The organism is Pseudomonas syringae group sp. J309-1 (genome assembly GCF_032582135.1).
Classification (GTDB): Bacteria; Pseudomonadota; Gammaproteobacteria; order Pseudomonadales; family Pseudomonadaceae; genus Aquipseudomonas; species Aquipseudomonas quasicaspiana.
Window position 1 is genome coordinate 76637 of sequence record NZ_JAWHNU010000008.1, and the last position, 25359, is coordinate 101995.

Annotated in this window: 27 protein-coding genes and 5 pseudogenes; 9 read left to right on the forward strand and 23 right to left on the reverse strand. The window is 53.0% G+C overall.

What is annotated here, in order from left to right; all coding sequences use genetic code 11:
* Positions 1-13: 13 nt before the first annotated feature.
* The 11 genes from RX972_RS06850 to RX972_RS06900 all read right to left on the reverse strand — a co-directional run bounded on the left by RX972_RS06850 (position 14) and on the right by RX972_RS06900 (position 8896).
* Positions 14-2266 (reverse strand): SNF2-related protein, encoded by a 2253-nt coding sequence (locus RX972_RS06850; protein ID WP_316873565.1) that lies wholly within the window; start codon positions 2264-2266, stop codon positions 14-16.
* A 99-nt stretch (positions 2267-2365) separates the two neighbouring features.
* Positions 2366-3820 (reverse strand): DUF6094 domain-containing protein, encoded by a 1455-nt coding sequence (locus RX972_RS06855; RefSeq protein ID WP_316873567.1) that lies wholly within the window; start codon positions 3818-3820, stop codon positions 2366-2368.
* Between the two features lie 53 nt (positions 3821-3873).
* Positions 3874-4482 carry a hypothetical protein gene (locus tag RX972_RS06860; RefSeq protein WP_231672438.1) on the reverse strand — a complete coding sequence of 203 codons (609 nt, stop codon included), beginning with the start codon at positions 4480-4482 and terminating at the stop codon, positions 3874-3876.
* A gap of 90 nt (positions 4483-4572) precedes the next feature.
* Entirely contained in the window at positions 4573-5160 is a 588-nt protein-coding gene (locus tag RX972_RS06865) for a DUF3275 family protein (RefSeq protein WP_231672439.1), read from the reverse strand.
* Positions 5161-5251: 91 nt separating this feature from the next.
* Complete coding sequence (locus RX972_RS06870) at positions 5252-5980, reverse strand: ABC transporter substrate-binding protein (protein WP_316873570.1); 729 nt, start codon at positions 5978-5980, stop codon at positions 5252-5254.
* Positions 5981-6049: 69 nt separating this feature from the next.
* Positions 6050-6436 carry a hypothetical protein gene (locus RX972_RS06875; RefSeq protein ID WP_316873572.1) on the reverse strand — a complete coding sequence of 129 codons (387 nt, stop codon included), beginning with the start codon at positions 6434-6436 and terminating at the stop codon, positions 6050-6052.
* A 119-nt stretch (positions 6437-6555) separates the two neighbouring features.
* Positions 6556-7104, reverse strand: coding sequence for an STY4534 family ICE replication protein (locus RX972_RS06880; RefSeq protein ID WP_231672442.1), 549 nt, complete (start codon positions 7102-7104; stop codon positions 6556-6558).
* Between the two features lie 98 nt (positions 7105-7202).
* Positions 7203-7433, reverse strand: coding sequence for a hypothetical protein (locus RX972_RS06885; RefSeq protein WP_231672443.1), 231 nt, complete (start codon positions 7431-7433; stop codon positions 7203-7205).
* A gap of 286 nt (positions 7434-7719) precedes the next feature.
* Positions 7720-8085: a hypothetical protein gene (locus RX972_RS06890; protein WP_316873576.1), complete on the reverse strand. Its 366-nt coding sequence runs from the start codon at positions 8083-8085 to the stop codon at positions 7720-7722.
* Positions 8086-8240: 155 nt separating this feature from the next.
* On the reverse strand, positions 8241-8468 hold the full coding sequence (locus RX972_RS06895; protein ID WP_316873578.1) for a hypothetical protein: 228 nt from the start codon (positions 8466-8468) through the stop codon (positions 8241-8243).
* A gap of 89 nt (positions 8469-8557) precedes the next feature.
* Positions 8558-8896: a hypothetical protein gene (locus RX972_RS06900; protein ID WP_316873580.1), complete on the reverse strand. Its 339-nt coding sequence runs from the start codon at positions 8894-8896 to the stop codon at positions 8558-8560.
* Positions 8897-9337: 441 nt separating this feature from the next.
* On the opposite strand from RX972_RS06900, the gene RX972_RS06905 reads away from it, so the two are divergent.
* The 3 genes from RX972_RS06905 (at position 9338) to RX972_RS06915 (ending at position 10356) form a co-directional block, all read left to right on the forward strand.
* Positions 9338-9715 carry a DUF6678 family protein gene (locus RX972_RS06905; protein WP_316873583.1) on the forward strand — a complete coding sequence of 126 codons (378 nt, stop codon included), beginning with the start codon at positions 9338-9340 and terminating at the stop codon, positions 9713-9715.
* A 126-nt stretch (positions 9716-9841) separates the two neighbouring features.
* Entirely contained in the window at positions 9842-10072 is a 231-nt protein-coding gene (locus RX972_RS06910) for a hypothetical protein (RefSeq protein ID WP_316873585.1), read from the forward strand.
* 77 nt (positions 10073-10149) lie between these two features.
* Positions 10150-10356: a hypothetical protein gene (locus tag RX972_RS06915; RefSeq protein WP_316873587.1), complete on the forward strand. Its 207-nt coding sequence runs from the start codon at positions 10150-10152 to the stop codon at positions 10354-10356.
* Positions 10357-10510: 154 nt separating this feature from the next.
* On the opposite strand, the gene RX972_RS06920 is transcribed toward RX972_RS06915, so the two are convergent.
* On the reverse strand, positions 10511-11260 hold the full coding sequence (locus RX972_RS06920) for a creatininase family protein (protein WP_316873589.1): 750 nt from the start codon (positions 11258-11260) through the stop codon (positions 10511-10513).
* A gap of 329 nt (positions 11261-11589) precedes the next feature.
* A complete protein-coding gene (locus tag RX972_RS06925) occupies positions 11590-11889 on the reverse strand; it encodes a chorismate mutase (protein WP_316873591.1) in 300 nt (99 codons plus the stop codon).
* Positions 11890-12081: 192 nt separating this feature from the next.
* On the opposite strand from RX972_RS06925, the pseudogene RX972_RS29445 reads away from it, so the two are divergent.
* The 4 genes and pseudogenes from RX972_RS29445 to RX972_RS06940 form a co-directional block, all read left to right on the forward strand.
* Positions 12082-12291 (forward strand): annotated as a pseudogene (locus tag RX972_RS29445) (transposase domain-containing protein); the annotation flags it as partial.
* A 54-nt stretch (positions 12292-12345) separates the two neighbouring features.
* Positions 12346-12858 carry a GNAT family N-acetyltransferase gene (locus RX972_RS06930; protein WP_316873593.1) on the forward strand — a complete coding sequence of 171 codons (513 nt, stop codon included), beginning with the start codon at positions 12346-12348 and terminating at the stop codon, positions 12856-12858.
* Positions 12859-12921: 63 nt separating this feature from the next.
* On the forward strand, positions 12922-13569 hold the full coding sequence (locus RX972_RS06935; protein ID WP_316873595.1) for an HAD hydrolase-like protein: 648 nt from the start codon (positions 12922-12924) through the stop codon (positions 13567-13569).
* A gap of 375 nt (positions 13570-13944) precedes the next feature.
* Entirely contained in the window at positions 13945-14463 is a 519-nt protein-coding gene (locus tag RX972_RS06940; RefSeq protein WP_316873597.1) for a GNAT family N-acetyltransferase, read from the forward strand.
* 873 nt (positions 14464-15336) lie between these two features.
* Here RX972_RS06940 and RX972_RS06945 read toward each other — a convergent pair.
* A complete protein-coding gene (locus tag RX972_RS06945) occupies positions 15337-15996 on the reverse strand; it encodes an HAD family hydrolase (RefSeq protein ID WP_003380652.1) in 660 nt (219 codons plus the stop codon).
* Positions 15997-16087: 91 nt separating this feature from the next.
* Between RX972_RS06945 and RX972_RS06950 the strand changes: the two are divergent.
* Positions 16088-16264: pseudogene (locus RX972_RS06950) on the forward strand (transposase domain-containing protein); the annotation flags it as partial.
* On the opposite strand, the pseudogene RX972_RS06955 reads toward RX972_RS06950, so the two are convergent.
* A pseudogene (locus RX972_RS06955) lies at positions 16194-16376 on the reverse strand (hypothetical protein); the annotation flags it as partial. The pseudogenes RX972_RS06950 and RX972_RS06955 overlap by 71 nt on opposite strands.
* A 340-nt stretch (positions 16377-16716) precedes the next feature.
* Positions 16717-17043, reverse strand: a complete 327-nt coding sequence (locus tag RX972_RS06960) for a hypothetical protein (RefSeq protein ID WP_003380655.1) — start codon at positions 17041-17043, stop codon at positions 16717-16719.
* Positions 17044-17485: 442 nt separating this feature from the next.
* Here RX972_RS06960 and RX972_RS06965 point away from each other — a divergent pair, with 442 nt between their 5' ends.
* Positions 17486-18007 (forward strand): GNAT family N-acetyltransferase, encoded by a 522-nt coding sequence (locus RX972_RS06965; protein ID WP_003380656.1) that lies wholly within the window; start codon positions 17486-17488, stop codon positions 18005-18007.
* Positions 18008-18012: 5 nt separating this feature from the next.
* On the opposite strand, the pseudogene tnpC reads toward RX972_RS06965, so the two are convergent.
* From tnpC to RX972_RS07000, 7 genes and pseudogenes are all read right to left on the reverse strand, one after another.
* Positions 18013-18819, reverse strand: a pseudogene (tnpC, locus tag RX972_RS06970) (IS66 family transposase); the annotation flags it as partial.
* A pseudogene (locus tag RX972_RS06975) lies at positions 18788-19039 on the reverse strand (transposase domain-containing protein); the annotation flags it as partial. The pseudogenes RX972_RS06975 and tnpC, both read right to left, overlap by 32 nt.
* Positions 19040-19898: 859 nt before the next feature.
* Positions 19899-21920 (reverse strand): DNA topoisomerase III, encoded by a 2022-nt coding sequence (locus tag RX972_RS06980; protein WP_316873605.1) that lies wholly within the window; start codon positions 21918-21920, stop codon positions 19899-19901.
* A gap of 98 nt (positions 21921-22018) precedes the next feature.
* Entirely contained in the window at positions 22019-22459 is a 441-nt protein-coding gene (pilM, locus tag RX972_RS06985; RefSeq protein ID WP_231672448.1) for a type IV pilus biogenesis protein PilM, read from the reverse strand.
* A gap of 113 nt (positions 22460-22572) precedes the next feature.
* The gene (pilV, locus tag RX972_RS06990; protein WP_316873610.1) at positions 22573-23901 is read right to left on the reverse strand and encodes a shufflon system plasmid conjugative transfer pilus tip adhesin PilV; all 1329 of its coding nucleotides are present in this window, start codon (positions 23899-23901) and stop codon (positions 22573-22575) included.
* Entirely contained in the window at positions 23898-24830 is a 933-nt protein-coding gene (locus RX972_RS06995) for an ATPase, T2SS/T4P/T4SS family (RefSeq protein WP_231672449.1), read from the reverse strand. Before RX972_RS06995 ends, pilV begins: the two co-directional genes overlap by 4 nt.
* A 2-nt stretch (positions 24831-24832) precedes the next feature.
* Entirely contained in the window at positions 24833-25357 is a 525-nt protein-coding gene (locus tag RX972_RS07000; protein WP_231672450.1) for a type 4 pilus major pilin, read from the reverse strand.
* Positions 25358-25359 lie beyond the last annotated feature (2 nt).

Sequence of the window (25359 nt, forward strand, 5' to 3'; positions counted from 1 at the left end):
AAGGTGGCCGTGGTCAAGCGTTGATTAACTGTCTGGCAAGTGCCATTTCTACGGAATCGCCGTCTTGGTTCAAAGAGTCCAGTCCAGACTCTGGAACATCCCCTGAGGTGCTCTGCGATACGGCGATTTTCTTGGCCATCAGCTGCAGGCAGGTCACCTGAGAACTGCCAAGGTAGCCAAAGAACACCACTCGAACAGCGTGTTTCTGCCCGATCCTCCACGACCGACGTGCGGCCTGCTGAAGGGTGTAGACGTTGTATCCCGTCTGCAGGAAGACGATGGTTGGAAAGTCGAGCATATCAAGACCTGTCTTAACCAGCTCTGGGTTGGTGATCAATACGTCGACGCCTCGGTCTACCTGGTCAAGGATCCAGTCTTCGCGACGTGCGGTATCGACCGTCGCCCGAAGTACCGCAACCTTAAATCCCCCTTGCTCAAGCACGCGCTTCAACCTAGTGGTAGTGTCTCGTTCGCCTGTGTAGACGGAGTAAGCAAGGACCTTGCGACCCAAGGCTTTCTCTTTCCGACACAGCTCGATCAGCGCCTCTTCCTTGGGCATCAGATCTTCTTCGGCGAAGAGTGCTGGTACGGAGGCCAATAGCTCCCTCGTGCGTGGATGTTTGACTGTCTCAGGTTTAAAGCAGCAGTCCGGCCAGGCCAGCAACACATTGAGCACGACACCCAGCAGCGTGGTATCGCGTCTTGCCAGAGCCTGGCGTAGTGCCAAAGTCAAGGCGCCTGCAAGCTTGTTGTATGCAGACAGTTGATCCGGAGCCATTGGGATATCCACAAACTCTTCCTGATACGAAGGCAAGACTTTCGCATCGATATCTTTGAGCTTTAGGAACACCGTGAAGGGCAGTACAAACCGGTGAATGCCTTTAGGGCCAAAACCCGGGGCTTTCACTGTTCTAACCGAAAGTTTCTTACCTTTGGCGGTTTTGTGAGATTGATTGTCACGCTCGGTGTAAATGTCCTTCAGTACGCCATGATCACGCATGAATGACATCGCTGCTGGAGCCATGCTACCGCGATGGTTAGGACGGTATCCGTCTTCGATCATTCGCTTAGGCAGGATCCGGAACAGGAGATAGAACAGGTCATCGGCGTAACCGCCCATTAGAGTACCGGTCAGCAAAAGGCTTTTACGTGTCTTGGCCGCAAGTACCCCCATGGCCTGGCCTTGAGCCGAACCACTGTTTTTGTATTCGTGACCCTCATCCACCACGAGCAGGCCAAAAAAGCCATCCGGCAAGTAACGCTTGATGAACTCAGTTGGCTGGTATCCACCCTCACCAAACCCAAACTCAATGTTTGCCATGGCGCGCTCCATGCGTTTGGCCTGCCGATCGCTAAAGACGAAATTTCCCTGGGCGTCCATCAGGTTGATGAACTCATGGACGTTGTCCACCAGCATCGAGGCGATAAAGTCCTCCCCGAAGTCAACCATGAGTCGCTCTGCCCGAACGGGGCCGATTGTGGGAATACGGCACATAGACTTGAGGATGATGTTCCGCCGCTCACCTGCATCAGCTCGCCCAGGTCGCATCAGTGTCCAAAGCGGGCTTGAGCAGTGGCTACATTTACGCTGGCGTTCATCACGATAAAAATCTTCAATCGTGATTAGGTTGCCTTCCAAATCGGAGAGCACATGACCGCAGTCTGAGCATGCCGCTAGGTGTCTTCCACCCAAAGCGCGCTTTGACCAGCAAGCCAGTTTCCAGTGAAACCCCATACGCATCCGGACGCGGCCAAGAATGAAGAACTCCTGTCGGCCATCGGGTTGGGAGCCAAGGGTGTCCCTCAGCTTTAGTAGTTTTAGCAACGTGTCAGGTCCGTTGAGGACCCAGACTCGAGCGCTTGGTACGGTCTCCAGGATCTCACGGCGCCACTTGTAGACCAGGTGTGGCGGTGAAATCACAAGTGTTCGACGATAACCCTCCGCATGCATTACGGCCGCGGTGGCGATGGCCATCATGGTTTTCCCTGTACCCATCTCTGCGTTGATGATCGCAGCTTGTTCGTTGCGGTCCAGTAACAACGCAGTCACCGCCTGAACAACCTGTGCCTGTGCTGGAAAGGGTGAGCGCTGGAGCGCCGCCATTATCGCTGTTCGTAGCTCGTTGGCCTGACCGTCATATACCGGAGGATTGGAGCGGTTGAGAGAGCCCAGCAACTCATCACCAAATTCGGCGATAAAGTCTGTCAGTGAGATGTTCAAAGCCCGATTCGATTCAGTGGGCAAGAGCTGTGTAATTTCGTTCATCGTGCGGTTCCTGTATTTAGAAAAACAGGGCATGCACGACACCCGACGGGTATGGCACATACCCTGGGTTGGTCGTATCGATGGCCCGAATGGGCAGTATCAGTAGTCGGAAGGCAGCAAGACGGTTGTCACGCTACGGTCGGCCTCGGTGATGATCCAAATCCGAGGTTCATCGTCGAGTTGAGTGTCATAAGCCGAGAACAGCCGATCGCCATGCTGTAGTGCTAGCTTGTTAGCATCCTTGTCGTCGTCACCTAACTCACCCCAGTCACATAAGGCGTGTCGGCGAATAAAGGGTGTGAGGTTTAGCTCACCCGCTTCAACCAGATGGTCAACTGAAGCCGTTGTCACCAATTGTCCTAGTGAAAAACCAGGTGCAGTTCGGGCGGCTGGCTCGAGCGGGTCGTCAGAAGATGTTTGTGCTGAGTCGGGCGAATTCGATGTGATGGTCAAAACACGACCGAGTAGTGGTGATCCAGGGGTCAAGTCCCATGCCCGTATGACGGGAACGAAACGATCAGTCAGGATCCTCACTTCACTAACGTTGCCCTCTTCATCCTCGCTGAGCTCAGCTTTGTGGGTTTTCTCTTTGTAGGTGTCGCCCTTGAGAGCCAGGACGCGTCCTGATCCAGATGTAACAACCCCAGAGATTGCTCCCGCAGCCAGTGCGAGTGCCAGATGCCATTGGGACAGTGCCTTGACTGGAGGTCGTGGCTGCATTCCGTGCTGGCTAAAGTGCAGAGTGAAGTCACTCCAGAGTCCTTTCAGGCGGTAGATTTCCTGGGAGAACTGATCTGGTTCAAGCGTGACGCGGTAAAAGTGCTGAATCTCAGTGGATGTGGGAATAACGCTGTAAGGTTCGTCCAGCCACTGCTCGGGTAGTTCTGGAGCAACTTCGGTACCACTGCCAATACTGCGCAGGTATTCCCTTATGCCTGCCAGATGTGAAGATCGCGCCTGATGCTGGCGTCGTACACGGATACCGAAGATTACAACTTGCTTGAATTGGTTCTCAGCTGCCGAGAAGATCCGCAGACTTGTGAAGTGGTTACACAGCCAGCCGCACAGTTCGTCATCGAGCACATAGTGCGGTATCAGAAACACCAGCACCCCACCGTACTGCAGCAGTGATATGCATCGCTGGTAGAACAGTTTTTCCAAGCGGCGCCGTCCGGATCCTTGGTACTGCGATGCTCCGCTATGGTCTGCGACCAAATCGCCATAGGGCGGGTTTAGCCAAAGTAGACCGAAAGCCTGGCGGGAAATCATCGTATCCATCAGATCGCTGTGCAGTACCTGGTCAAGCATTGAGCGGGCATGTCGTGCTCGCTCCTGGTCATATTCCACCGCATAGGTTTGAACACGATCTCTGTCCAAAGCATGAGCTACTTCAGCAAGAGCAACACCTTCGCCAGCACATGGGTCAAAGATCCGCATGGTGCCAGCGATGGCGGGGGCCAAAGCCTGAAGTGTTCTTTCAAGGGTGATTTCATCTGTTGGGTAGTAGCCGTTCTTAGCAAAGTTTCGAGCCAGGCGCGGGAACATGAGTGCCATGGTATTTCTCCAATGCAATGAAGGGCAGCGCGCTGCCCAGTTGATGTGTAAGTTCAGGCGTCAGCCTGTGTGATTGTGAGATGGCCGTTTCGGATTAACTCTCCCAAGGCGAGCTCAAGGGCATCGATAGAGAGAGCCAGTCTCCAAACCATTACTGCACCCAATGCGCCCGCTAACGGTGAAAGCATTCCGTAATCGATCAGCAACTGCATGACCGGCTTTCGCCAGTGCTGAAGTAGCGGAAGAGGGCACGTCGATGTAACCAGCGGCCAGAGACTTTCCAGCGGCTCATCGCCCTCATGCAGCAGGGCATAAGCAAAGTGATTAGCCATGTCTGGCGCAGCGCAGCGCCGGTCAAAAAGCCAGATGTGCAGGAGGCTGCCGAACAATGTTCCGGGGTACTGACGAGTTGTGCGTTTCTCAAGCAGATCTGGGTTCGGAAATACCGGCAGGCGATGGCCGTCCAGCATCAGGTGAAACTGCTCAATACCGCCCTCCGCTCGCCCAAGGGTCAATCTGGCGAAAAACTCCTGCAGAACGGTGTCGCGGCCCCAGGCTGAGAAGAACACCAGGTTGCGTTGTTCATCGCAGACACAAGCGTCAACGTATAGGTCGGGAAACTCATCGATCTGGTACAGCTTCGATGGAGGTGGGTTTCGCATAGCGCCGAACTCGATGAGGGCGGCACCTGACCCAGAGGGCAAGTGCCCCCAGGGTTAATGAAGTATTACGGATGTTCAGGTCGATTAATTTTATGTTCGATTCCAGAGTTGCTGCCTGAAATCGAGGGCATAACCCATTTCAGATAGACGCTGGCATTGAGCGCGCAGCTGTTGTCGGTCTACCGTTGAGTCAAGTTTGACTACATCGCCCAGAGGCCATATCGCGCCAAAAAGCATTGCATCATCGGAGGCCTTGGCGGATGCCGACGGGTCGGTCATTCCAAATGGGGCGTCATCGTCAATACGATCAGGCGCAGGTCTTGTCCTTGCCGATCGGGTCGGACGCGCACGATCATTGGGTTGATCTTCATCGACTGGATCAGGGGTCTGAGCATCGATATGAGAGTTGTCGTCGAGCGACAGATTCTCAACGTCATCAAGGGTCATGCTGTCCAGGCGGGCGCGGATCTCGACAACGAGTCGTCCACCGGTGACGTAATACGAGGGGCGAATTTCAATGATCGCGAAATCACCGGCGTACTTCCCCTCTGTGTATTGCTCGAGCAGCGCATCTTTGATGACGAACTCCCCGATAGAAGTGGTTAGCCGTCCGACATTGAAATCTCCATGTCGGCCGTTGATTGTGCGTATAGCCAGTTGGCCTGGAAGGGTGATCATGCGTGCTCCTGAAACAACGAAGACACACGTTGCCTCGCAAGGTCGTGTGCCTTGCTGTAGCGATCAGAAAATGATGGTTGTGTTAGATCAGTTATTGTTTGTATGCATTTCGAGCCAATGGGAGGTTCTCAAGAACGAGAGCGCTTGAATCGAACACCAGAAATCGGACATCGGCCAAGCTCGCCAGAAAAAGCACACCTATCAACGACTCAGGTAGGCCTGCTTCGAGCTGCTGCTGTTTAAGTTGCTCGGCTGTAATGCCTTCAACTTCGAGCAGATGGTCATCAGTCCACGGCGTGCAAAAGAGCTTGCAACCCACGGTGTAGCTGTCATCCAGCAAGAAACATTCGAAATTCAAGCCCGTTTTCGTGCTCGACGCAGCCAATTGCTGAAGTAAACGAAAGGCATCTTCAGAAATGTGGTCCGAATTGATCTCCCATGATCGGCTGTAGTGGCCAGTATGGAAGGTCAGTCGTTTGATCAGCGCTTGAGCGCTGTCTGATGTCGGGGTGTCGCCGAGGTGAATGGTTTTTCCATCCTCTGTAGCTTGTACCTCGTACAGTACATCCCTAATCAGGCCACTACTCAGGCATTGATCTATTAGATCGTCAGCTACAGCTGGACCTTCTAGTACCAAGGCGAAATTGTCAGTGAAGACACAAGGGTGAAGTTGGATTTCATGGTCTTGCAAGTGCTCCTGTGACGGATGCAATGCTTTGTAGCAAGGCGGACAATCTGGTTCGTAGGTAATTAACACTACGCGTTGATAGCGTAAGTTGGTAAAGCCGCGTACAAATGGGTTGATCTGTCTTATTTGCATGTGGGTCTCCAGAATCAGAGAAGGACAAGACCTCGGGGGGAGTGCCCCCGAGTAAGTGATATGGTCGATTTAGTTGGTTGAATATTTATGTTGATCGTCATCCTGATCCTGATCCTGATCTGGCAGCTCTGATAAAAACTTGTGCTCCCAGATGAGAAGGTCATCGTCATCGTGTACCCAATGAACAACCGTGCCGTTGATGTCGGCTGCAAAGCAGAGTGATCCACATTGGCTACGTACTGTTACATGCTCCGGTGAGAAACCAGACGCATGAACTGGATGGTTAAAAGCGCTCGCTGCAATCGCTTCCTCAGCTGCCGTTGTAGCCGCTGACATGAGATTACAAGGAGCCAAATCAATGCTGCAGTACTGACTTGAATGGTATGGAGCTGGGACAATGCCATCAAAGGACAGTGTTCCATGAATTGTTGCGGTAAAGGACAGAGTGTTGGTCACGGTATAAAGCTCCTGAGCTCAGGGAACACCATGCCCCACAGGGTATGAGTACCCTGCAATCTTGGTAGATGATGAAAAAAAGGCGCCGAAAGGGCGCCTTGAGAGAGTGGGCTAAACGATCACGCGGCTTGACGAGCTCTGGGAGCGCGAGAAGCTTTAACCGGTTCGGCAGGTGCGTCATCTCCTTGATTCGGAGCAGACTCTTCATCGGCGCCTGAGGCAGGCGAGTCAGAAGAAGCGGCACTTGCGTCGACGGGCGGGGTAGCATCAGCAGGTTTGGCTTCGTAGGTGGTAACACCGTCCACTTTGATCCAGGCGATATACAGGAGACGACCCTTGAGGCTCACGCCGGTCTGACCCTGTTTAGGACCTTTATCATAAGTGAAGGCATCCGCCCAAATGTCACCGATTCGAAAGGACACGAGGACCTTTTTATCAGCGTCGACAGCGTTTTGGCAGCGACGAATCAGCTTTTCAGCATCAGCACCGACCACGTTGCAATCAATGTAGGTGTACTCCACCGAATCAGAGCTGCCTTTTAGAGCAGCTACTGTCACAGCCATGAATGGGCTACCTTTGCGAGGTTTCACTTCACGGACGCGGTTGAGATAACCAATGCCGGTGGTGTGCAGATCAAAGTACTTAGCTTCGTTGGAAGAGTTGCTCATGGTGAATCTCCAGTTTCGAATGTATCAAAGCGGAGAGACACTTCGCCCAATGGGGGAAAGTATTCCCCGCATGGTGGGTAAGGCAATTTGAATGATTGTCAGTGCATGAACCTGAACGCAGCAAGCATAACGCCTACAGCAGCAGAGAGCATGACAGCCATACGAATGGTGAGTTTGAGTTCGAGTTGAGACTCGAGCTTTTCGATGTCAGCTTTCGTCGCGAGTTGCGTTTGCATATCCGACTCCAGAGCATCTACGACTGCAGCGGCGCGGGATTCCTCGACATCAATCGAAATCAATGCTTGGTAAAGCGCAATACTGCTTTTCATGAAGGCCTCCTGATAATCACGAGACCTGCCCAAACGGGAGGGTCCCGTTGGGTAGTAGAAACGTTGTGCATTCATTAATCAGAAATCTGATCAACCGTTCGCGCTTCCGAATGCTTTGCGAGCTATGGGCAAGATCAGTGCGTGAGAAACGCATCGTAGTCATGAGATCCAGACTACCTCGGGCATGTTGCTGACAACGTCAGCGGTACATGTCTCAAGAATGCGAAAGGCTGTGATGCTTTGTCAAGCCCTGAAAAGAAAAAAGCCCCTAAGAAGGGGCTGTATGTCATTTTTCTGTCCAAGGATAAGGGTAGTCAGGGAGACCGGGCCAAGGATTAAATGGGAGGTCTTCGTCCTCATCTAAGTGATAGCGCACTTTACGGTAGTGCTCGAGCAGACCGTACTCTTGCAGAAGAGAATTGCACTCAGGGGTGAATCGGGAAGTAAGGTCCATGCAGACCAGCTTTCTAACCAACTCCTCGGCTTTATTCCAAAGATCGGTAGCTAAAAAGTAAATCGGGAAGTCGTGTGGATCGTCATCCTCTTGGAAAGTCATCGGATGATTTTTGTCAAGCCAATCAGTGAATCTTGCCTGAGATGCTACGAATCCAATCTCAAGTAGAAGCGGCAGGCGGGCAGGGTTGTGGTTCATTGTGAGTCTCCAGTTTCAAGAAGCAGAAAGCAGAGAGACACTTGACCCAAGAGGGAAAGTATTCCCCGCGTGGGTTTTGTATTAGATGTGGGCGATCAGCTTGAGAAAGTGCGCATCACAGTTGCTTTTATAAAGGGCTTCACAAGGTTTCCTTGTCAGCCATTCGCAGGTACCGGAGCATCGGACGTCACTTTTTTCCAGCTGGTGCAGTCAAAGCTACGCTTGAAGGGGACATAGGGTTCGCTAGCTTGCTGGGCGCAGCGAGCATCACGTTTTACCGCTTCATTTTTGGCGTTGCTGTCGAAGTGATGGAGTTTAGCTACAGCGCCGATCACGAGGATGATCAGAGCTATTGGCAGAAGAGATCGAGTCATTTTGTTCATGGTTAAGTCCTGGCATCGAAGTGCCGGGAAACCTCCCCATCGGGAAAGTTTCCCGACTGGGTTGGAGGCATTGGGTAGATCTGTACTGATTAGGCGATCAGTTCGTTTAACGGACCGAACCTCATACCGTCGGCCGATTTTTGAGCGGCAATGGCAGGTATGGCCTTGCGTTTTCGAGGTTTACGAGACGGAGGAGGACTCTCTTTCGTATTCGCTTTGAACCACATATCGAGGTCAACGCCTTTCCGAGCAATTGCTGAAGTTTGGCTGTACTCGGCCACTTGGGCATCGGTTAGCACCGGTTTAGGCAGGGCTACGAGAACTGGGGAAGTTTGGACAAACGCCTTGGGTGCGGGCCGGGTTGCGCGAATGATTTCACGAACAGCCGTGCCTAAGAACACGCCGAAGTTATAGCTACGATGACTCATGATGTTTCTCCTGCAGAAGGAAATGCGGAGAAACACAACCCATAAGGGAAGTGATTCCCCGCTGGGTGAGTTGAAGCGTTGAGTGTGCATCCATCGGCAAATGATATTGCCGAACGTTCGCGCCTCCGGATGCTTTGCGAACTATGGGAGGATCAATGCGTGAAACGCATCGTAGTCATGAGATCCAGACTACCCGGGCATGTTGCTGACGACGTCAGCGGTACATGCAGATAGATTGTGAACTCGGAGAGTACTTGTCAAGGGGCACTTTTCAAAAGCCATTCCGCTTGGGCCACCTAAGTGCTAGGCCAGCCATTGGTTGGTAAGCGGATGGCGAACACATCTTCCGAACTCCAGCATTAAGGACGATTGGGTGCCCGTTTAATCGCAGAAGGTGTGTTGGGTTAGACTGTACTCACTTCATACAATTTCGCGAATCTTATGCATCAGCTGCCTGAACTCGACGAGGTTACAAAAGCGAAAATTCGCAGGCTGCTGACTGCGGGCATGATTTTTCCCGTCATGAACAACACCAAATGGGTTGAGCTGATCAAAGCAATGATTAACGCCCCGCAAATGAAGCCTGAGTTCAGATTGCACAGTGTCTTAGCTCCAAGCGATTACTGCACAGATTGGGATCGAGAATGGCATTATCACATCCATCCGGTAGCAGAAATTGAGTGGATCGAACTCAAAGCGGTTTCACTCGATTGGCTACTTTCCACGCTAAGAAAGCACAACCTTCCCTTCTCTCTAGAGGATGGGGTGCCACGCGTTTGGGGTTATACCAGACCTAGCATGCAGCCTCTTTGGGACTGAGTTCCTGAGGTTTCGCCTAGCCGGCAAACTTATGCTAGATGACTTTGCCGGACGCATACCTTCAAAAGGCATTCCATTAGCCTCAAGAGCTGAAGGGACCTAAAACGAAATGAAAGGACACCTACTATGAGCGATACGGATATGACGCCACCGACAAATCCATTTGAAGGGTTCCCCCGGCATCATCTGATGTTCCTTAACTTGCGTGACGGTGGCGGCACTCCTGCCAGCGACTTCTATGGTGTGACCGTGGATGAACTGAAAGCAGAGTTTGTGCGAGCTGGTGATGAGCTGCTTGCCGAGCGCGGCGAGCTAATGGTTTACGAGCAGCCTGTTTACGATTGGGCCAAGCGTTAGGGACGGTTTTAACTGCGTCAAAGGGAATCCCGGCCGGACTATTTTGGAACGGTCTTAACGCAGCACAAGGAGTCAGCATGAGTCTCGCGCACGTTAAAGAGATTGTGGAAGTCAGCGATTTGATCCAGGCCAATCAGCTAATCGAATCGGGGCATGAGCTATTGCAAATAGTGCCGGGGTGGACCGGCGACAATACCCCATGCACGCTGTTTTATCTGAGCAAGCCGGTTGAGCCGGAGAAGGGACAATACGTCGACGGTGACTGGGTCCCGGATAAGGTCTAACCAGGTTCTCATAAACGGGACATTCGTTAAATCGCCCCCCACAGAAAAGCCCACCCCCCGGTGGGCATTTTTGCGTCTGCTGGTAAACAGAATCCGGTTACCTGGTTAACCATGATTATGTACGATTTTTGGCTGATTGCGGTGCCTTCCGGCCTCAGTCAGTACCCCGCTCATTGCTGAACGTGTCCAGTGCTTGTATTAAGCCTTTCGCCGCCATGGCTACCAATTCGCCACCCTTTTCCGCACTAGCTAGGCCGGGATTCGAGCCCATCCGCCCATCAGGGAACCGCGCGCGAAAGTCGCTGGCTTCACGGACGGGGCCCGAGTTGGCGATCAACGGAAAATAATCAGCTGATTTGATTGAGTCCGGATACGCCCATTGGGTCACGGCAATTTCCGACGGTGTCGCATGGGACCCGTGACCTTCCGGGAATTGTTGGCGCGCAAGTTGCTCCACGCCTTCAAGGTCCCACCAGTTGCACAACTTCAGAGCAAAGCCTGCCGGTTTTTTTGCGAAGCTGGCGTCAGAGTAAAGTTCGGAAAATGCCGCTTCGATGGATGCAACATTGCCGCCGTGACCGTTCAGAAAAAGGATCTTCTCAAAGCCATGGATCGTCAATGATCGCGTCCAATCGCAGATGGCTGCCATAAAGGTCGAGGGTCGCAAGGAGATTGTGCCAGCAAAACCCAGATGATGTTGCGCCATGCCTATGTTAAAGGTTGGAGCGACTAATATCTCGCCATGCTTCTGTGCTTCGTAAGCAATTATTTGCGGGCACAGCCAGTCAGTGCCCAGCAGGCCGGTTGGACCGTGTTGCTCGTTTGAGCCAATAGGAACGACGATGGTGCGGCTACGTTTTAAGAAAAGCTCGATTTCGGGCCAGGTTGACATATGTAAGAGCATCAGATTTCCTCGCCAGTAGCGCAACTGCGGTGTAAAAAAAGTGATGACATTAGTGGGGCACCCGTTGTAAGCCCAAGGTAAGGGCGCGACTGGGATAGGGCTTGAGGCTCCGATTGTATCAACCAATCGTAAGCGTCTGGGCATCACATCTTGCGTGATGAAACCGGTTCCTAGTTATGCGGCAGCAACTGGCCCATCTCACTCGCCTCCAACGTCGGGAGGCGCATCAAACATCGTTTGCTGTGCTCGCCGTCGCGGCTTTTAGAGTTGAGGTACGGGGCTTAAATTCCAGCCTCGCGGAGCCTCAGTAACTGTGAAAGCCGAAGTCTTTAAAACTTCTCTTTTAAGGTTGAGTGAGTTTTCAACTCTTCTTCAATGAATGCAGAGATCATAGCTCTATATACCCGTTCCACGACATCAGGTGAGGCGCCGAAATCGGTTGCAATTCCGCGCACTTTACTGATGACCTGTTCAACCCTGGCTGGAGCGCGCACATCATCAGTGGTTTTCTTGAAACCCGCCGCCTGAGTGACGAGCTCGCCTCGCTTGGCGAGGAGTGCAACCACATCGCGATCGATGCGGTCTATGTGCTGACGAACTTCTTCAATTGATGCGCAACGTACTTCCATATAGATATCCCTTTTTAAGTAGCCGAAATGCGTCAGTATTCTGGATATGACATTAGCGAGAAGCACTCCATAAGTCCACCGCAAGGTAAGCAGCCAAAGGCCAAGGTCTCCATGTACACCGAAGCGATTACTCGGTGACCGGCGCTGTAGCGTTAACTCGACGACTCGGCCAATATTTGGGCGGGGAACTAGATCCGACCTTGGGCGTTGGGGGTTAGAACTGGCTTTTCGCAGTTTTCTGCGGAGCGGCAAACAGACATCGACGATCATGAGTTTATCCAATCCGTACGCATGAACGGACATGATCCCTATGCTTACTCCAAGTACGTTTTGACTCGTTCGCTGACACAGCGGATGAGTGAATTCGAGCAGTTGCTTTCTCATGTGTGGATGCTGAACTGAGTTATGCGAGGTAAAATTAGACTACGAATCCAGTGAGCCTGAAGGATAGAAAGCATGCATACCTACTACTTCCGGCTGAGTCGTACTGAGGATGTGGCGGATTTATGCCGTATCTCGGCAGAGGCTCGTCTGCGTTACAGGACATTTCCATCTCTAGCTCATATCGCTGACACACCTGCGTTGACCCCTGTGAGATTTGAGGCCTGTCGTGTCGTGGTGGCGCTCGATAGCGATAGTCATAAAATAATGGGCTTCGCGGCAATGCGACCGCTGGACGGGCTTTTGTATTTAGACAATATTTCCGTTCGCCCAAGTGCTTCAGGGATGGGGATTGGGGCAAAACTGCTTTCGGCAGCCATAGAGCATGCTGAAAGCCTCGGGGTTCGAGCGGTGAGCTTGACAACTTTTCGTGAGCCTCCTTGGAATGGCCCCTGGTTCCGCAAGCACGGCTTCCTTACGATGCCGGGTGCATACATAGGTGAGGGATTGAAACAGGTCATGGATCGCCAGCGGGTTACGCTGGATGCCACAACGCGAGAAACATTGTGGCGTGTCCTACACGATTAATAAGCAAACTAGGCCATTCTAGCTAGCGGATGTTTGCCTTCCGCTGACCTTCAAAGGAAAGCTATGAAAATTTTGATCTTCGACCTAGACGGCACGCTCGTTGATTCAGCGCCAGGTATCGTCGCCAGTCTGACACACGCCGTTCGGGCTCTCGGTCACGACTTCACACCCTCTGCCGGAATCACGCACCTTTTAGGGCCGCCGATGACTCAGGTAATGGCACAACTGCTAGTGCCTTATGGAGATGACCGCATCGACCAAGGCGTCGAGTTGTACCGAACTCATTATGGGCGTTACGGTATATCTGGATCAGTGGCTTATCCGGGGATTAGACAAGCTATTGAGTCACTGACTTCACAAGGGTACGCGTTGTATGTCGCTACCTCTAAGCGTCAGGAGTTTGCCGAGCGCATTCTGGGCGATACAGCGCTGAGAGGTCATTTCCGAAGCGTTTTCGGCACTTCACCGGATGGTAAACTGGACAACAAATCCCGCCTGCTGGATACAATGCTGGCGGCAGAGGCGATCTGTCCTAGGTCCGCCTGCATGATTGGCGACAAGCGTGATGATATTGTCGCCGCTCATCAAAACGGACTACTTGCCATCGGCGACCTGTGGGGCTACGGCACCCGCACAGAGCTGATCAAGTGCGGTGCCGACAAGCTAGTCGAGCAACCGACTGATTTGCTGGATGTGATCGTAAAGGCCTGAGGTGCAAGACCTTCGAGCCAGAAGCTCTACAGCCCTTAAATTTCCAGCCCCTGCGACGCCGGGCCACTCGTATGAAAGTTCTGATGCATGACGGCTTCCGCATCTGGCGGGCTGCACAGGCGCTGCGCTACATTGACAGTTGAGATAAATCCCCAGACTATAAATCAATGAATATTACCTACCGACTGAACATGATGCGCACCTTGATGACCGCCTTGGGCGGGCCATAAGGTGATGCGCGCGTAGGTACTAATGTATTGACTAAAGTCCCGCCAGGAATGGCCGGGGCTTTTTCATTCTCCGTTCAGAATGTCCAATCACAGGAGTGTGAAAATGTTGGGACGCAAAACGTCGAGAATCTGAAAAGGAGCACCTATGATTCGGAAAGCATTACCATCGGACGCAAAAGCCATTGCGCAAGTCCATATCAGCAGTTGGCAAGACGCGTATTGTGACTTGATGCCTGCGGAATACTTGCTGTCATTGGGCGCTTCGATGCCACAACGGGAATCCTATTGGATTCGCTCGATTGAGTCGGGCGAATCGACCGTATTCGTCGCGGAGCTGAACAACGAGGTGGTCGGCTGGATATCGGTCGGGGTATGCCGAGATGAGGATATAGCCGCAGAAAATTCAGCTGAGGTCATGGCTCTCTACGTTCTTGCTGAACACTGGAAAACTGGAGTCGGCTTTGCTTTGTGGCAGGCCGGGTTGCAGCACTTGATAGAGCAAGGTTATCAGCGTTTAACCCTTTGGGTCTTGACCGGAAATGAGCGAGCTATCCGATTTTATCGCAGCGTAGGATGTATTGAGGAAACGGGGAGTGAGCGCAATCTCGAAAGGGGAGGCGCAGCACTGGTAGAGGTGAGGTATCGGCTGCCCCTGATCCCCTGAGGTCGCGCAAGGTGGGATGCCCGGACGGATACCGTGCGGCGGCGATCATAAGTTTGTAACCGTCCGGGCATCACACCTTTCCTGAAGCTTGAGGTGAAAGTGTCATCAAATATGCGGACGGCGTCGCCTTTATTGGCTAGGATCGTGAGGTGTAGACGGCGGACGTGCACAGCGATTAGGCATAACGGATACGTTGCTTTGTAAGGATAAATACCCAATGAGCCAACTAACGGCGCTAATTGCTGAAGCTAGGGCAGGACTCTCAATCCAGGAAAACATCCCACAGGCAAGGTGGGAGGCAATCGCCAACGATGCCAGAGCGAAGAAGTTGCCGATATCAAAGGGCGAATAGAGTCGCTAAAACTAGAGTTAGAGTCAGTCGAAGAGTGGGATGGCGACACCCAAGACGAGATCAACGTAGCAATCTCTAAGTTTTCATATCTACTGAGGCTTGCCTTGGCCAATGCCTAAACAGCGTCGTTTGTTTAAAGGGGTGTCTGCCGAACAGGTTTGACTGATCAAACTGGCACCCACCTGTGCGGCAACAGCTCGGTAATCTCACTCGCACGCTGCGTCGGCAGTAAGCGTCCGGCCAATACACCCTCCTAATATGCGGTCGGAACACTTACCATCATCCTGCCCTGTTTGTCACACAACCATATCCTGAGAGGCGTATTTTAATGTCTCCGAAAAGACTAGATAGCCACCTACGTGTTGGCGCTAATACGATTTTTGACCCAGATTGCTGATTTCTGACTGACCTATATGCAGCCTCTGAATTTCCGCGCAAAGACTTCGTTCGCTGATTACTTGGGTAGGTCAATGAATTCCGGCAGCCTGGGTCAAAATCGCATCAGCGGTAACACCACTGATTCAGTGAGCACTATTCGCCGTCGCATAGAGGCCAGGAATCAGGCCAATTATGTCAAACAGCGAATCGCTATCGAGCGTGGCCTGCGCTTTATGCCTGGCTTGTTGATTCGCGTTCAAGGCGATAGAGAATCCCACCCTCTCAAACAGCGGAATGTCAGACAGCGAATCGCCCACATGAAACACCTCCGACATGCTCACGCCGAGAGACTGGCACAGTGAGTTAACAAATACAGGCTTGTCGTGTTCGGTGAAGTGCGATTCGACCTCTCCCGTGAAAACTCCCATGTGGTCGGTTTTCAATACGGGTCCGCTGGACGTTATAAAATCATAGTGGTCGGCAAAAAACTCAGCGACACATTTCCAGGCCAGTGTGCATATCACCGATGGGATTCCATTGACCTGAAGCCAATCAACGGTTTTCCTTATATCGTGGATTACCGGTATGTCATCCAGCATAAGTGCGATATCTTTCTGGCTAAGGCCCCTGTAGTGCAAACCATCGAGGGTAGCCACTTCAATGTTTGTAATCTGACCCGCTTGATAACCGTCCTCCAGCTCGCGCATTACATCGCTATGGCCGATCTTTCGGGCGAGATGCAGGCCGGTGCTGGTTCGGGCCAAGGTTCCATCAAGGTCAAAACAGGCAAGTTTCCAGGCCATAGACATTAACTCCTTTCAGAACTACGCATTCAGTGAATACCGATACTTTTCGCGAGAAACCTAACCGCCGGACGTGCACCCGATGATTCGCTTCGCCGGGTCGCTTCTCAGCGGTGTACGGGAGACGGCGATCATGAGCTTGATCCAGTCAGCGCGCATGAATGGGCATGATCTGTATGCCTATTTGAAATATGCTCTCACGCGGCTGCCGACGCAGCGGGCGAGTGAGATTTCAGAGCTGCTACCGCATAGATGGACGCGAGAGTAATCAAAAAATCTTTCCCGCTACGCGGCAAACTCGACTCCCCACCTCCGACGGCCCCTGACAACCAACCCCATACGAAGCTTAAAGTGGTACGTCCTGCGTGATCAACGCCTATGCGGTAGTTCCGCACGCACGGATCTGGGCGGAGGGCGGTAAGTAACTGCCGTCCCTACCGCGACCGGAGCTATAGCGTTCTACGCCCTTCCGCTCGCTAGGTAAGGCAAATGCCCAACTCAGCAGCGCCAACCTGATGATGGCTCGCCCCGCCAAGGGGCATGCCACAAAACCTTGTACGAATTGAGGTGCTTCGGCGTTGGGCTCGCCGTACCTATCCGGAATAAAGAGAAAAGCGCAGGTAAGTGACGAAGCAGACAGACCGCTACAGCACAGCTACAAAAAGAGGAATTCACCGCACTGAGCACACAGGAAAAAGTCGTTATCAATCAAACCGCTTTTCACCCAACCCGCCCCCCATTCCGACACTTCACCCCCCACACCAACGTAATCACCGCAGGCCAAAACGCTGTGTTGATTACGTCGTGAACGCTGGCCTGCCAGCGCCAGTGCCCAAAGCTTACGAGGTCGTCTCGGCTGTCGACCCATTCCCCGGCGCACGCGACGATGACCACTGCCAACAAGGCAACCCATGGCTTGGCTCGTCGCATCAGGACAATCACTGTCAGGTAAACGGCCATGCCGACGTAGATGTGCAGCGCGTCTCGGGTCAGGCCGGTGGCTGACATGAGGGCGAGTTTGATGCTCTGTGCGGTTGAGATGTCCATTTCAAGTGTTCCCGTTTTCTATGCCAGAACCACGCCCGAATCTTACACCGTCCGGGCTTGGCTTCCTCTCAATCAGCGCTTGAAAAATAACCGCTCCGCCCTACGTCTTTTGCAATAGCACCAGAGTCACGAATAGCCTGTTCGATTGTAAGCGCCTGGTGAAGTCGTCTGGACAAAGCAAATGGTCTAAATACGATCAGATTTCACGAAAGAGCGACTCGCCAGTTTGCATTTTCGGTTATTGACACAGTGCTCAAATCTCCAGATTATCAATCAATGACCCCTACAAATCTCGTTAGCATGATGCGCCCCTTGATGATTGCCTTTGGCGGACCATAGGGCGATGCGTGCTTAGAACAGAAGCATTGACCAGAAGCCCCGCCAGAAATGGATGGGGCTTTTTCATTCCCCTTCCAACTCATTGATGACAAGGAGAGTGAAGATGCTGTTGATTCGCCCAGCCAAACGTACTGACGCCGAGGCCGCGTTTGATATACGCCTCCAGGCGATCCGGCATCAATGCATTACCGTCTATACCGCTGAGCAAGTAATGGCGTGGACTGATGTGCCGCTCACAGACCGATATCGGGCTTGGGTGGAAAAGGAGTACCACGTTGCCTGGTTGGGCGAGACACCGGTCGCAACAGGTCTGATTGATTTCCAGTCTGGAGAGATAGGCGCTATTTTCGTTTTGCCTGCATTCATGGGACAGGGGATTGGCAAGGCAATGCTCCTATACCTTGAGCGACTGGCCTTTAAAGCCGGAATCGTCGACATCCATTTAGATGCTACCCCTAACGCAACCGCGTTCTACCGTCGGTGTGGCTATCACGGAGATAATCAAGCTATCTATACCTCGCCGTCCGGTCTTGAGCTGGCTTGTACACCGATGCGGAAACAGTTGGCCAGTGAAGAGCTAATGGACGTCACGCGGGCGACAAGCAGGCTGCCAAACTCAGGCTGAGTAAGTCAGCCCGGCATCCATTGATGCGGCAGCAGATGCTCAATCTCACTAGCTTTCTGCGTCGGCAACCGCGTCAGCACATCTTTGAGATAAGCATACGGATCATGCCCATTCATGCGTGCCGACTGTATCAAACTCATGATCGCGGCCGCTCGTTTGCCGCTGCGCAGAGACCCGGCGAACAACCAATTGGAGCGCCCAAGCGCCCAAGGCCTGATCGTGTTCTCGACAGGGTTGTTGTCGATGGGCACGGCACCATCACCCAGGTAGCGCGTCAGCGCTACCCAGCGTTTCAGGCTGTAGTCCAAGGCCTTGGCCATCGCCGAGCCTTCTGGCACAAGCTCGCGTTGAGCCAGCATCCATTCATGCAACTTTGCTGCGACGGGAACCGCTATTTCCTGACGTAATCGCCAGCGCTCTTCATCGTTCATTTCTTTGGCTTGCCGCTCGATCTCGTACAGGCCGCCGATTGATTGCAGTGCCTGTTCGGCCAACTGGCTTTTGTTTGCCACATGCAGGTCAAAGAACTTGCGGCGAGCGTGGGCCATGCAGCCGATTTCGGTGATGCCCCGCTCGAAGCTGGCCTTGTAGCCCGCGAAGTCATCGCAGACCAGCTTGCCGTTCCACGTGCCAAGGAAGTTACGTGCATGTTCGCCAGCACGGCTGGGGCTGAAGTCGTAGACCACCGCCTTCAGTACCGAGAACGGCGTGGTGCAATAAGCCCAGACATACGCTCGGTGCGTTTTCTTCTCGCCGGGGGCCAGCATCTGCAACGGCGTTTCATCGGCATGCACGACTCGCTGGGCGAGTACGACTTACCGTCGGCAGGCGATGGAGGACATCTTTTAAGTACGCATACGGATCATGCCCGTTGAGCCGCGCCGACTGGATCAGACTCATGATCGCCGCCGCACGTTTACCGCTGCGTAAAGACCCTGCAAACAGCCAGTTTGAACGCCCAAGTGCCCACGGCCGGATTTGATTTTCGCACCAGTTGTTATCGATGGGCACCGCACCATCATCGAGATGCCTGTCAGGCACCTGTGGCCCCTGCGGCCCCTGCGGCCCCTGCGGTACAGTACCTCGCGGCAAAACAGCCAAGTGACTGACCAACCTATGAATAGGCGCACGTCTTGAAGAATTCGAGCATATGGATCTGAGGTGAATTCAGATCAGCCATTTGATTAGCGTCGCGAAGGGGGGGCACTAGGCAAGAAACGAAGCAGCGTAACGAACCGGTTTCCGGATAATGAGAATCGTGCCGAGAGTTATCACCTTTATAGACGATGACTCTCAGCCGATGTGTGCATTGCTACAACTTGAAGAATTTGCCACCTGTGAGCGCTGGCTCGGCGCTGATCCCTGGGCATTGATCGCACGCTTTGCATCATCGACATCACCCGACCCGTTGTCGTGGCTGGGGCCAGTTATCAAAAGGCACGCATTCGCGCACAAAAGGAGCCCGTTTTTTCACCGGTGGGCGCCGGTAGCGAAAAGTAGCTACCTCGGAATGTAACCTGGTCATCCAGCAACTGAGAGATGACCAGGTTACATTCCGAGACAGTCAAAAACGTTTTAAAAAAAGAGTGGACCGCAACACCAGTGCGGCCCTTAGACGATTATGCATCGAACCTTCCATGAACTCTGTGTGCCTATGAACCCGCTTTCACGAGTTAGACGGCTGCGTGTCTGCTACTGAACAGGGAGACACAGGGAGAATTCACAACAAGATCTGTACGCCCCTCCCGATGCTTTGCGTACTTTGGGGTTGGAAAATGAAGGCAATGCCAACTTTTCCAGGGTGTCACTGATGACCGTCAGTGACCAGCGGGGTGGAACTGGTATTAGCGCCATTGTGGCACATCATTTGTAAGCCCGCTATTCCTGCATCTCAGCTGCTTTTGGCGGTCGCCACTCGCGGCTTTAGTGACTTACCTGCTGCTTTCTTTTTCGCAGTATCAATATTGATTGTGCCTTTACAGTCAGGGTATCGAATACACGCCCAGAAGTTACCGGACTTACCTTTGCGTTGTGAGGTTTTCGCACTGCACAACGGGCATTTTGGACCTTCCGGCAATTTGATCGACAATGTTGTGCCTTTGTACTGCTCAACAAGCCTGGTGATCCAGCTTGATTGCCTAGCGATGAAGTCATCCAGAGTCAGGGTGCCTTGCTCAATCATAGTGAGCGCTTGCTCCCAGATCGCCGTGGTACCGGGATCTGCAACTGCTGGTGGCACGGCATCTATCAGAGAGAAGGCGGCTTCTGAAGCGCGCAGCGCGCTGCCTTTTTTGATCAGCGACCCTCGATCAATTAAGCCTTGGATAGTGCCCGCACGGGTTGCTTCAGTTCCAATGCCAGTTGTTTCTTTGAGCTTCTGAGCCAGCCGTGGATCCTTGACTAGCTTGGCAATGGTTTTCATAGCCTTAATCAAGGTCCCCTCGGTGTAAGGCTTAGGGGGCTCCGTTTTTAACGCCTTTAGCTGCAAATCTTTAAGCTCGCAGCGAGTGCCTTTTTGCAGTACTGGCAGAGTCTGGGAGCGCGATCCAGCTTCCTCACTCTGGTCTTGGAATGAAGTGGTGAAAAGAATTTTCCAGCCTGGCTCAACGATGCGCTTACCAACAGCATGCAGTGACACTGCATTGCACTCGAAGGTGGCCACTGTTCTGTCAAACTCGTGGTGAGGCAGAAATTGGGCTAGGAAGTGTGCGCGAATCAGCTCATAGACCTTTCGCTCCTTCTCTGACATAGCCGAAAGGTTGGCTGGTTCTAGCGTCGGGATGATGCCATGGTGGGGGCCAGTAATTTTTTTGTCATTCCATGCCCGCGACCGCTGCTCAGGATCAATCAGTAGAAGAGTTTCCCCAATTGATGGGTCAGTTCGGTTGAGGGCATCGAGGACTATTGGGACCTCATCAAACATGCTCTCTGGAAGGTAACCGCAATCAGTTCTGGGATAGGTAGTCGCTTTGTGAGTTTCATAAAGGGACTGGGCAACATCCAAAGTCTCTTGAACCCCAAGTCCGAACTTAGCTGAACACAACTCCTGCAGAGTACTCAAATCGAAAGGCAGCGGTGCGACATCCCGTCCACGTTCGGTCTCTACGGATAGAGTAGTTGCCGTCTTGCCATTTTTTAAGGCATCAAGCGCGGCAGCTGCAGCCCGCTGATCAAGACATCGGCCATCCTCATCCGCTATGTCGTCTGCGGGCAGCCATTTCGCCAAGAACGTGTGCCCAGCGGTCCACAGCTCTACATCAAGACTCCAGAAGGGTTTGGGTACAAAGTTTGAAATTTCTCGATCCCGGTCGACCACAAGGCGAAGGGTGGGGGTTTGAACACGGCCCACCGATAGCACACCCGTATACCCGGCCTGTCGTCCAAGCAGTGTAAACAGCCGCGAGAAATTCATACCGATCAGCCAATCCGCCCTAGAGCGCCCGAGGGCTGAGAGGTACAGCGGATAAGTTTCAGCACCTTGCTTAACGCTGTTAAGCGCCTGGCGGATAGATGCCTCATTCAGAGCTGACAGCCACAGTCTTTCAATCGGGCCACGGTAGCCACAAAAATCAATGAGCTCGCGTGCGATCATTTCACCTTCGCGGTCGGCATCGGTAGCAATTACAAGCTCGGTCGCTTCCTTGAGCAGTTGCTTGACGACCTTGAACTGGCTCGCTGTTTTTGGTTTGACGATCACTTTCCATGTAGAAGGCAGAATAGGAAGCGTGTCCAGGCTCCAGTTCTTCAAGTGATCCCCATAGGCGTCCGGTGGTGCTGTTTCCAGCAAGTGTCCGATTCCCCAAGTGATCGTCACACCATTACCCTTGATGCAGCCTTCAGCGCGTTGATTGGCACCAAGGATCTTGGCAATGTCTTTTGCCTGGCTAGGTTTCTCGCACAGATATAGGCGCATTTAACTCTCCAATAAATCAGCATCAGCTGAATGGAGAACCGTCGCATGCTAGGGAGTGGCGCACAGCAATCAATCGTTACCGAGGGGCGTGAGGGTTTCTACTGAACTGCGATGGCAGCACCGCTGGGGATGACCGACGGAACCGTTATTCCGGTTGCGCCGACAATAGGACTGATAAGCCGTCCTGCTTGGACGTACCCTACCGCAACAGAAGCGTCTGTCATCTTGACCAACTCTGCAACAAGTCCTTCAGATGGGGATAAGTAGTAGGTGTAGCTAAGCCCGGAAACAACATAGCCGCTCACACCAGGTGCGTGGGCATACCAAGATGGCAGCGCCAAGGCGGTGTCTTGTACGGTACCTGTGGTTGTCTGGTTAGAACGGGCATATTCTGCAAGCGCGTTACGATAGACCAGCATGTTGCTTGCAATAGTGGACGCGCCCGCAGTTGAGGCGCTCTCTTCGGCCCGTTGGCTGATGAGCCCAAGTATTCCCGATCCAATACAGATAATCAGCAACACAACCCAGTAGATAGGCATAGAGTTTGTTCCATGGAACTTGAGTTATTAATCTGAGGTTATACAGAACAGCAATAATGCTTCTTGCCGCCAAGAATCCTGTTTATGTCTAGTGACATGTGGAAGCTATGTAATCATTTTATGCACATTGCTTTGCACCAATGATCGGTACCGCTTGAGAGTATCGTTTCTACGAGGGTGAATCCGGATGTAGGACTACCATTTATTTCACATGCTGCGTTACCAACTCCTGACTGCTGGCCGGTAAGAAAGCAAGCGGTGAATTCTCCCATGTAGGTGTTACGGATTCCAGACCTGTTGCCGCCTGCCGTGTAGGGGCCCCACAAAGCGAGTTTTCCTGAAGAAGCCCACAAGCCTGATTGGCAAGTCAAAATAAAGCCCTGAGAGTTCTTACTTACAAGCCCCGTTTTTTCGCATGCTGTCCCTTCAACCGCTACGCTGGCAATATCGATGAATTCTCCAACGGTGGTCCGCCCTGTGGATGTGACCGTTCCGCCACGCACGTTACCCCCCGTATAGAGGTTCTTGTCCCCGTAGACCCGCACCCAGTCCGAGTCACTCATATACCAACCACCCCCCCATTTTTCGCTGTACCAGCCTGTATTGCCTTGGGTGCGAAACCAACCGCCTGTGTAGGTTTCCCCAGATATTCGAGCTGTTGCGCCAGTCAGGTTAGCCACAGCATTTACGGAGCGTGCGTTTACGTCCCCTACAGCATTGACGTTGCCACCTACAGTCACCGTGCCTGAAGCATTCAAGGCGGCAACATCATTGACGTTATTCCCTCCCATACTGAGTGCCGTGTTCATACGGTTGAGCTCAGGTTTACCTGGAATAGCATTGCGGTAGAGGTAGTCATTGGCGAGTGTCCCATCCTGGAGGAACAAGGCACTCGCGGTATGGCCAACGCCCGGATTTATTCCGTAATTGCTCAACGCAAGTTGCCAGCCACCTCGGACACCTTGAATGATGCCGGTGTTGTTGTAAGGGATGAATCCTCCCGGCGCGCCAATGTTCTCTGCAATTTCCCTGGTTCCGATCTCATCAATTGCCTCGCCGCCAGTTGTGATCACGATGGATTCCAGCTGGTTTACATTGACTCTGCGGGCGAGCACCACAAACGTCTGTCCAAATGCGTTCGTGTCGCTGAAACTTGCTGGCAGGTAATTGGTGTTGCGCAACATCTGTGGGGTTATCTTCGCGGGTGTCGTCGTGCCGGCAGAAGCGTAAATCGTTGCGAAATTGTCCTTCAGATACTTGGCGGCAGCGCCCGCTACCTGCTGCTGTTGCTGGGCCGCAATCTGATAGTTTTGCGAGTCCATCTGCTTCGCCATAAGCGAGACCCCAATCGCGGACATGATGGCAAAAATTATCAGGCCGAACAGTAGCTCGATTACAACGAACCCGTGCTGCGGAGTACGTATAGGCTTGAGACAGTTCATCCCCAGATGCTCCTGTTCGATTGGTGGTCCACATCCTGTGCCAGCATCGCGATCTGATTTGATCGGATCTTCTCCCGTATACCAGGTCCGTCCTTTCCTGTGAGGGACAGGCTCTTGATCTTCAAATGTCGCATTGAACCTTGGCCTTCCAAGGCAAGTGCAATTACCGCCACCAGGCCCTGCGACAAGATTGACCGGACGTTGCTGATTTTGGGCTCTGCCAGCGTTGCTACACGTTCTATCGCTTGGGGTACGCTACCCGCATGCAACGTGGTGACGATGAACACGCCATTTATTGCCGCGCGTACTGCCTGGACAGCGGTTGCTGTGTCCCGGATCTCGCCGATTAGCATCATGTCGGCACCTGTACGAAGTCCTCTGAGCAGAGCTTCCTCATAGCCGCCATTGCGCCTGGACACTTGCATCTGGATGCATCGTCCAGAGCCGTGAGGTCCGTTCAAGTCTGTTTCAGTAGGATCCTCTGCAGCCAGAGCGATCCCTCCGCAAGCCTTGAGTCTGGCGATAATCAGAGACGCCGCGCTTGACGTCTTGCCTGTGCCCATCTCGCCGCAGAAAATCACCAGCCCCCGGACGTGTTCGCTCAGTAAGGACTCCACCAGGTCCTCTGGAAAGCCGAGCAAATCAAATGGTCGCAGCTGTGCGTTCGATTTTCGCAGAACGAACACGGCCTGCCCGAAAGCGTCCGGAATTTGAGTGACGCGCAGGACCACTCCATTTTTTTTCAGGGAAAACTCGGGATCCTGATGCAGCTCATAATATTTGAGACATTCGGCGCGCAGCACCTGAGCATCTTCGGCCCAGCTGGCCGGAGCCTCGACACGTCGGCTATCACCTTCCAGGCCTTTAACGTCCGTGAAGTCTGGCCCCAGATAAAGGTCAACAAAAGGCGTGTCGATGATCAGGCTCATGCTCAGTAGGCCGTCCAGGCCAAGGTGTTACTGTCAGTTGAGCAGCCGCTCGTAGCAGCCGCTGAACTCACTTCTCCGCTCACGGCGGTACCGCCGTTGATTGAGGTCGAGACCTTTTGTCCACGGCCGATCTTCGTGGCCAGCGTCACGCAGGCATCCTGTGGCAGACCCGCCTCAGTAACGGTGTAGGTCATGCCGTTGGCAACCACAGTGACTTGTCCGCTCCAGGCGTTGTAAAGCTTGCCGTCTGAATAGGACATATTGGGGAGTCCTCTTATCGAGTTGAGCTGGGTGATCAGGTCGGTTCCTGATGCGCCGTAGCCTGTACTGCCTTTGAGCTTGCGGGTATTGGCGATCAACTGTCCTACGTTGCCTTGCTCGTTGTTGACGTCCGAACTGCCCATTGCTCCCCAACCGTTGTAGAGGGCATAGCCCATCCCGATCAGGATGACGATGAGAACGAAGAGCAGTTCAATCGAGACATACCCGATCTGGCGAGCCCGGGCTGAGTGAGTCAGTTTTTGCATGT

Coding starts and splice junctions, on each gene's coding strand:
- RX972_RS06850 (WP_316873565.1), bottom strand. CDS start 2,266: ATGAACGAAATTACACAGCTCTTGCCCACTGAATCGAATCGGGCTTTG.
- RX972_RS06855 (WP_316873567.1), bottom strand. CDS start 3,820: ATGGCACTCATGTTCCCGCGCCTGGCTCGAAACTTTGCTAAGAACGGC.
- RX972_RS06860 (WP_231672438.1), bottom strand. CDS start 4,482: ATGCGAAACCCACCTCCATCGAAGCTGTACCAGATCGATGAGTTTCCC.
- RX972_RS06865 (WP_231672439.1), bottom strand. CDS start 5,160: ATGATCACCCTTCCAGGCCAACTGGCTATACGCACAATCAACGGCCGA.
- RX972_RS06870 (WP_316873570.1), bottom strand. CDS start 5,980: ATGCAAATAAGACAGATCAACCCATTTGTACGCGGCTTTACCAACTTA.
- RX972_RS06880 (WP_231672442.1), bottom strand. CDS start 7,104: ATGAGCAACTCTTCCAACGAAGCTAAGTACTTTGATCTGCACACCACC.
- RX972_RS06885 (WP_231672443.1), bottom strand. CDS start 7,433: ATGAAAAGCAGTATTGCGCTTTACCAAGCATTGATTTCGATTGATGTC.
- RX972_RS06890 (WP_316873576.1), bottom strand. CDS start 8,085: ATGAACCACAACCCTGCCCGCCTGCCGCTTCTACTTGAGATTGGATTC.
- RX972_RS06895 (WP_316873578.1), bottom strand. CDS start 8,468: ATGAACAAAATGACTCGATCTCTTCTGCCAATAGCTCTGATCATCCTC.
- RX972_RS06900 (WP_316873580.1), bottom strand. CDS start 8,896: ATGAGTCATCGTAGCTATAACTTCGGCGTGTTCTTAGGCACGGCTGTT.
- RX972_RS06905 (WP_316873583.1), top strand. CDS start 9,338: ATGCATCAGCTGCCTGAACTCGACGAGGTTACAAAAGCGAAAATTCGC.
- RX972_RS06910 (WP_316873585.1), top strand. CDS start 9,842: ATGAGCGATACGGATATGACGCCACCGACAAATCCATTTGAAGGGTTC.
- RX972_RS06915 (WP_316873587.1), top strand. CDS start 10,150: ATGAGTCTCGCGCACGTTAAAGAGATTGTGGAAGTCAGCGATTTGATC.
- RX972_RS06920 (WP_316873589.1), bottom strand. CDS start 11,260: ATGCTCTTACATATGTCAACCTGGCCCGAAATCGAGCTTTTCTTAAAA.
- RX972_RS06925 (WP_316873591.1), bottom strand. CDS start 11,889: ATGGAAGTACGTTGCGCATCAATTGAAGAAGTTCGTCAGCACATAGAC.
- RX972_RS06930 (WP_316873593.1), top strand. CDS start 12,346: ATGCATACCTACTACTTCCGGCTGAGTCGTACTGAGGATGTGGCGGAT.
- RX972_RS06935 (WP_316873595.1), top strand. CDS start 12,922: ATGAAAATTTTGATCTTCGACCTAGACGGCACGCTCGTTGATTCAGCG.
- RX972_RS06940 (WP_316873597.1), top strand. CDS start 13,945: ATGATTCGGAAAGCATTACCATCGGACGCAAAAGCCATTGCGCAAGTC.
- RX972_RS06945 (WP_003380652.1), bottom strand. CDS start 15,996: ATGGCCTGGAAACTTGCCTGTTTTGACCTTGATGGAACCTTGGCCCGA.
- RX972_RS06960 (WP_003380655.1), bottom strand. CDS start 17,043: ATGGACATCTCAACCGCACAGAGCATCAAACTCGCCCTCATGTCAGCC.
- RX972_RS06965 (WP_003380656.1), top strand. CDS start 17,486: ATGCTGTTGATTCGCCCAGCCAAACGTACTGACGCCGAGGCCGCGTTT.
- RX972_RS06980 (WP_316873605.1), bottom strand. CDS start 21,920: ATGCGCCTATATCTGTGCGAGAAACCTAGCCAGGCAAAAGACATTGCC.
- pilM (WP_231672448.1), bottom strand. CDS start 22,459: ATGCCTATCTACTGGGTTGTGTTGCTGATTATCTGTATTGGATCGGGA.
- pilV (WP_316873610.1), bottom strand. CDS start 23,901: ATGAACTGTCTCAAGCCTATACGTACTCCGCAGCACGGGTTCGTTGTA.
- RX972_RS06995 (WP_231672449.1), bottom strand. CDS start 24,830: ATGAGCCTGATCATCGACACGCCTTTTGTTGACCTTTATCTGGGGCCA.
- RX972_RS07000 (WP_231672450.1), bottom strand. CDS start 25,357: ATGCAAAAACTGACTCACTCAGCCCGGGCTCGCCAGATCGGGTATGTC.